Source organism: Bartonella sp. MU70NMGDW (genome assembly GCF_042194085.1).
GTDB classification, from domain to species: Bacteria; Pseudomonadota; Alphaproteobacteria; order Rhizobiales; family Rhizobiaceae; genus Bartonella; species Bartonella grahamii.
This window is the reverse complement of the sequence record NZ_JBHIMK010000125.1, coordinates 1-4,081: the sequence shown is the minus strand read 5'-3', so window position 1 is coordinate 4,081 and position 4,081 is coordinate 1. Positions and strand designations below refer to the sequence as shown.

At 39.5% G+C, this 4,081-nt stretch carries 6 protein-coding genes; all 6 read left to right on the top strand.

Features of this window, described 5'->3' with window-relative positions; all coding sequences use genetic code 11:
• Positions 1–306: YqaJ viral recombinase family protein (locus tag ACFIKE_RS08530; RefSeq protein ID WP_375649287.1), on the top strand; the 306-nt coding region annotated here is incomplete at its 5' end.
• A 111-nt stretch (positions 307–417) separates the two neighbouring features.
• Complete coding sequence (locus ACFIKE_RS08525) at positions 418–1,266, top strand: hypothetical protein (protein ID WP_375613897.1); 849 nt, start codon at positions 418–420, stop codon at positions 1,264–1,266.
• Positions 1,263–1,805: a hypothetical protein gene (locus ACFIKE_RS08520; protein ID WP_375649285.1), complete on the top strand. Its 543-nt coding sequence runs from the start codon at positions 1,263–1,265 to the stop codon at positions 1,803–1,805. Before ACFIKE_RS08525 ends, ACFIKE_RS08520 begins: the two co-directional genes overlap by 4 nt.
• The gene (locus ACFIKE_RS08515; protein ID WP_375627550.1) at positions 1,802–2,257 is read left to right on the top strand and encodes a hypothetical protein; all 456 of its coding nucleotides are present in this window, start codon (positions 1,802–1,804) and stop codon (positions 2,255–2,257) included. The genes ACFIKE_RS08520 and ACFIKE_RS08515 overlap by 4 nt, the downstream gene beginning before the upstream one ends.
• 75 nt (positions 2,258–2,332) lie before the next feature.
• On the top strand, positions 2,333–2,581 hold the full coding sequence (locus ACFIKE_RS08510; protein WP_015857131.1) for a hypothetical protein: 249 nt from the start codon (positions 2,333–2,335) through the stop codon (positions 2,579–2,581).
• 2 nt (positions 2,582–2,583) lie between these two features.
• Positions 2,584–3,627 carry a tyrosine-type recombinase/integrase gene (locus ACFIKE_RS08505; RefSeq protein ID WP_375628768.1) on the top strand — a complete coding sequence of 348 codons (1,044 nt, stop codon included), beginning with the start codon at positions 2,584–2,586 and terminating at the stop codon, positions 3,625–3,627.
• Positions 3,628–4,081: the final 454 nt, after the last annotated feature.

The window sequence follows — 4,081 nt, the reverse complement described above, 5'->3', positions numbered from 1 at the left end:
GGAGAGGACGGTTTAATCGAAGTCAAATGTCCACAATCAACAACTCATCTTCGTTTTTTTATGTATGACGAAATCAAGCCTGAATATCACGCACAAATGCAATTCCAAATGGCTTGTACAGGACGAAAGTGGTGTGATTTCATGAGCTATAATCCAAACTTTGTAGGCAAATCTACTGGTTTGAGAATGAAAGTCAAACGCGTCAACCGTGATGAGCAATACATTGAAGAGATTAATAAAGCGGTCGAAATCTTTTTAGGGGAAATAGAACAAGAGATGCAAAAGATTTTGGCAAAAGCTGCTTAAACCTATGGGGGTGCTCTCTCCTCCCAGCACCCCCACCCATTTACTAACAACTTTTAAGTAATGCATGATTCACGCTACGGGTGGATTGTGCGCAAATCAAGGAAATAAACCATGGAAAAAAAATATGAACTTACTGATGAAACAACTGAGGTTGATGGCAAAACTCTCCACCGCATTCGTGCCTTACGAGACTTTGGTGGTATTAAAGCAGACGACCTAGGCGGTCTTATAGAGCATGAAGGCAACTTATCCCATGAGGGCAATTGTTGGATTTGGTATAAGGCTTGTGTTTTTGGAGATGCACGTGTTTATGGCAATGCACTTGTTTTCGATGAAGCAAAAGTTTCCGATAATGCACATGTTTACGAGAGCGCACACGTTTTCGATGAAGCGCGCGTTTACGGTCGTGCAGAAATTTATGGAGAAGCAAAAGTTTACGGTGAGGCATGCGTTTACGGCAGGGCAGAGGTTTACGATTGTGCACGCGTTTTCGATGAAGCACGTGTTTACGATAAGGCAGAGGTTTACGGTTGTGCACGCGTTTACGATTATGCAAAAGTTTTAGAAAATGCACATGTTTACAGTTATGCATATGTTTCCGATAAGGCAGAAGTTTATGGCAATGCAAAAGTTAAAGACGGACATGTAGGCGATAGTGCAAGGATTTATGGTGATGCTAAAATTTATGATCATGCAGAAGTTTACGGTAATGCATGCGTTTCCCATAATGCAGAGGTTTATGGTTATGCCAAGGTTTTTGGTGATGCCTTGGTTTTTGGCAATGCACATGTTCATGGGCGTGCAAAAGTTTACAATGATGCACGCGTTTTCGATGAAGCACGTGTTTACGATAAGGCAGAAATTTACGGAGAAGCAAAAGTTTACGGTGATGCAGAAGTTTACCGTAGCGCACACGTTGATGACTATAACGCCATATCAACTGGAGAAAAGACCAGATGAAAAAATATGAACTGACAGATGAAACAATCGAAGTTGGGCGCAAAACGCTCCGCCGCATTCGTGCATTGAGAGATTTGGAGGACGTCAAGCAAGGTGATCTTGGCGGCTATATCGAGAAAGAAGATAACCTATCGCATCATGGTAATTGCTGGATTGGTGGTTATGCCAAGGTTTATGATGATGCTAAGGTTTACGAAAATGCACATGTTTACGGTTATGCACATGTTTACGACAATTCTCGTATTTATGGCAAAGCAGAAGTTTTCGATGAACCATGCATTTACGGTCATGCAGAAGTTTACGGTGATGCATATATTTGCGGTGAACCGCACGTTTTTGATAATGCAGAAGTTTATGGCAATGCACAAGTTTACGGTGAGGCATACATTTACGATGGGGCGCGTGTTTACGGCAATGCGCAAGTTTACGGTGATGCGCATGTTTACGGTCATGCAAAAATTTACGGTGAAGCATGTGTATGTTGGGACGACTGGATTGATGGCGATAGAAGAATCTCAACTAGAGAACAAACCAGATGAGAAAATACGAACTGACTGATGAAACAATTGAGTTTGATGGATACATTACGCTTTACCGCATCCGTGCATTGAAAGACTTTGGAGATGTAAAGGCAGGTGATCTTGGCGGCTTTATAGAGCATGAAGACAATTTAAGTCATGAAAACGATTGTTGGATTTATAATGATGCCAAGGCGTATTTGTTTGCCAATATTTACGATAGCGCTAAGGTTTTTGATAACGCACAAGTTGCTTATAATGCAGAGATTTTTGGAAATGCAAAAATTTATAATAACGTCAAAATATATGGAGGTCATATTTTTGGAAGCGTAGAAATTTATGGAAATGTGGTTATCGATAGTGATTCAAGAATTTATGGCGATACAAAAATTTATGATAATTCAGAAGCTTGTAAACGAACTATGACCGCCCAGAACGGCGACTCTTCAGCAAAAGACGACATTCCTTTCTAGCAACACAAACAAAATTTTAACACCAGCGTGATTCACGCCACGAGTGAATTACATCTAAAATGAAGGGGAATAAACATGCCACACCGCCCACCTACTATCACGCAACCAGCTATTGCTCGTGCTTTAAGAGAAGCTAAAAAACAAGGATGTGAACTCATAGAAATCAAACCTACAGGGGAATTATTAATTCATATCAATAAAACCATAACACCAACAACGACAGATAATACTTATAGCATTGATGATTTTCCACCGCTTGAAAATGAACAAGAAGACTACGAGACCAGCAAAAGCTGCCCCTCTGTCGACGGTATAAAGTTTTAGCCATGCCAAAACGCCGTCCACCGCATCTTGTTCGTGAACGTACACGCCATGGTAAAGTTATATGGTATGTACGTATTGGTCATGGACCACGGTTTCGGATTGAAGGAACCTATGGAACGCAAGAGTTTGTTGACAATTATACGCTGGCTATTAAACAAGCGCAAAATGGCTCCTCCAAAACAAAGAGGCGTACCAGACTCACAGAAGGGTCTTTCGATTGGTTATTGCATCAGTATTTACAAAGCATGCAATGGCATAATCAATCAGAATCCACTAAAAAAGTTAAATATCGAATTCTGAATAATGTTTCTAAACATATCGGTGATCGTGCATATAAAAGCATAAACAAACAACACATTCTTGAAGCCGTAGACAGAAGGCGAGAGACCCCCGCGGCTGCAAAACATTTTTTGACCTCTTTAAATGGTCTCTTTAATTGGGCGGTTGATAATGCCCTTTTAAATAGAAATCCTGCCTTTAATATAAAAGCACCAAAATCTTTAAACAGTGAGGGATTACTGCCATGGCTAGAAGAGGACATAGACAAATATTATCACCGTTGGTCACATGGTACACATGAACGCGTCTGGATTGATGTTCTTCTTTATACAGGCTTGCGTCGTGGTGATGCCGTTCGTATCGGCTGGAAAGACGTCAAAGATAATATCATTTATCTAAAAACAGAAAAGAGCCAATTTAAAACAGATGTTTTTCTTCCTATTTTACCAGAACTAGAGGAAACCCTTAAAATTGGTCCTATAGGTAATGAAACATTCATTTGTGGTAAAGGTGGAAATAAGCTTGTCAAAGAAAGTTTTGGCAACCTCTTTCGTGAAGCATGTAATGCAGCAGGTATTAAAAAATCAGCGCACGGATTGCGAAAATTAGCAGCAACACGTGCAGCCAATGCTGGTGCGACAGTTTCGCAAATGAAAGCGCTTTTTGGCTGGACAGAAGATAAAATGGCATCCCTTTATACCAAAACAGCTGATAGAAAACGCCTTGCAATAGAAGCAATCAAAAAGCTACAAAAAGGTTCGGGATAGACATAAAATAAGTTAAAAGAATCAACGGAATCAAAACTCCCGAACTTTTATATAACTTATTGATTTTATATAAATATAACGCTCTCCTCTCTCTCCGCCATACAATTTTCTCCTATGTATAACGTATTGATTCTTTGTAATCTTTTTAAAGGTTCGGGAGCGTTAACAAAAGTTCGGGAATAGGATTTTCCAACATACCGTTACAAAGCTCATCTTTTTCCTCCAACATTCTCTAATAATTTTTTGAATTCTTTGAAATCCACTGTTTTAAATGGAAGAAGACATTCTCTATCGTCTCTATGAGACGAGCAAAATTAAGAATCCATTTTCTAAAGAATTTCGCGCGTCTCAGAGTATGTTTAAAGTCGGATATTTGTTTTTTGTGTAAAAATACTTACAAACGCATCCATAATACGTGAAAAATCAAGCGCTAATAAGAGTATAATGAGTACAA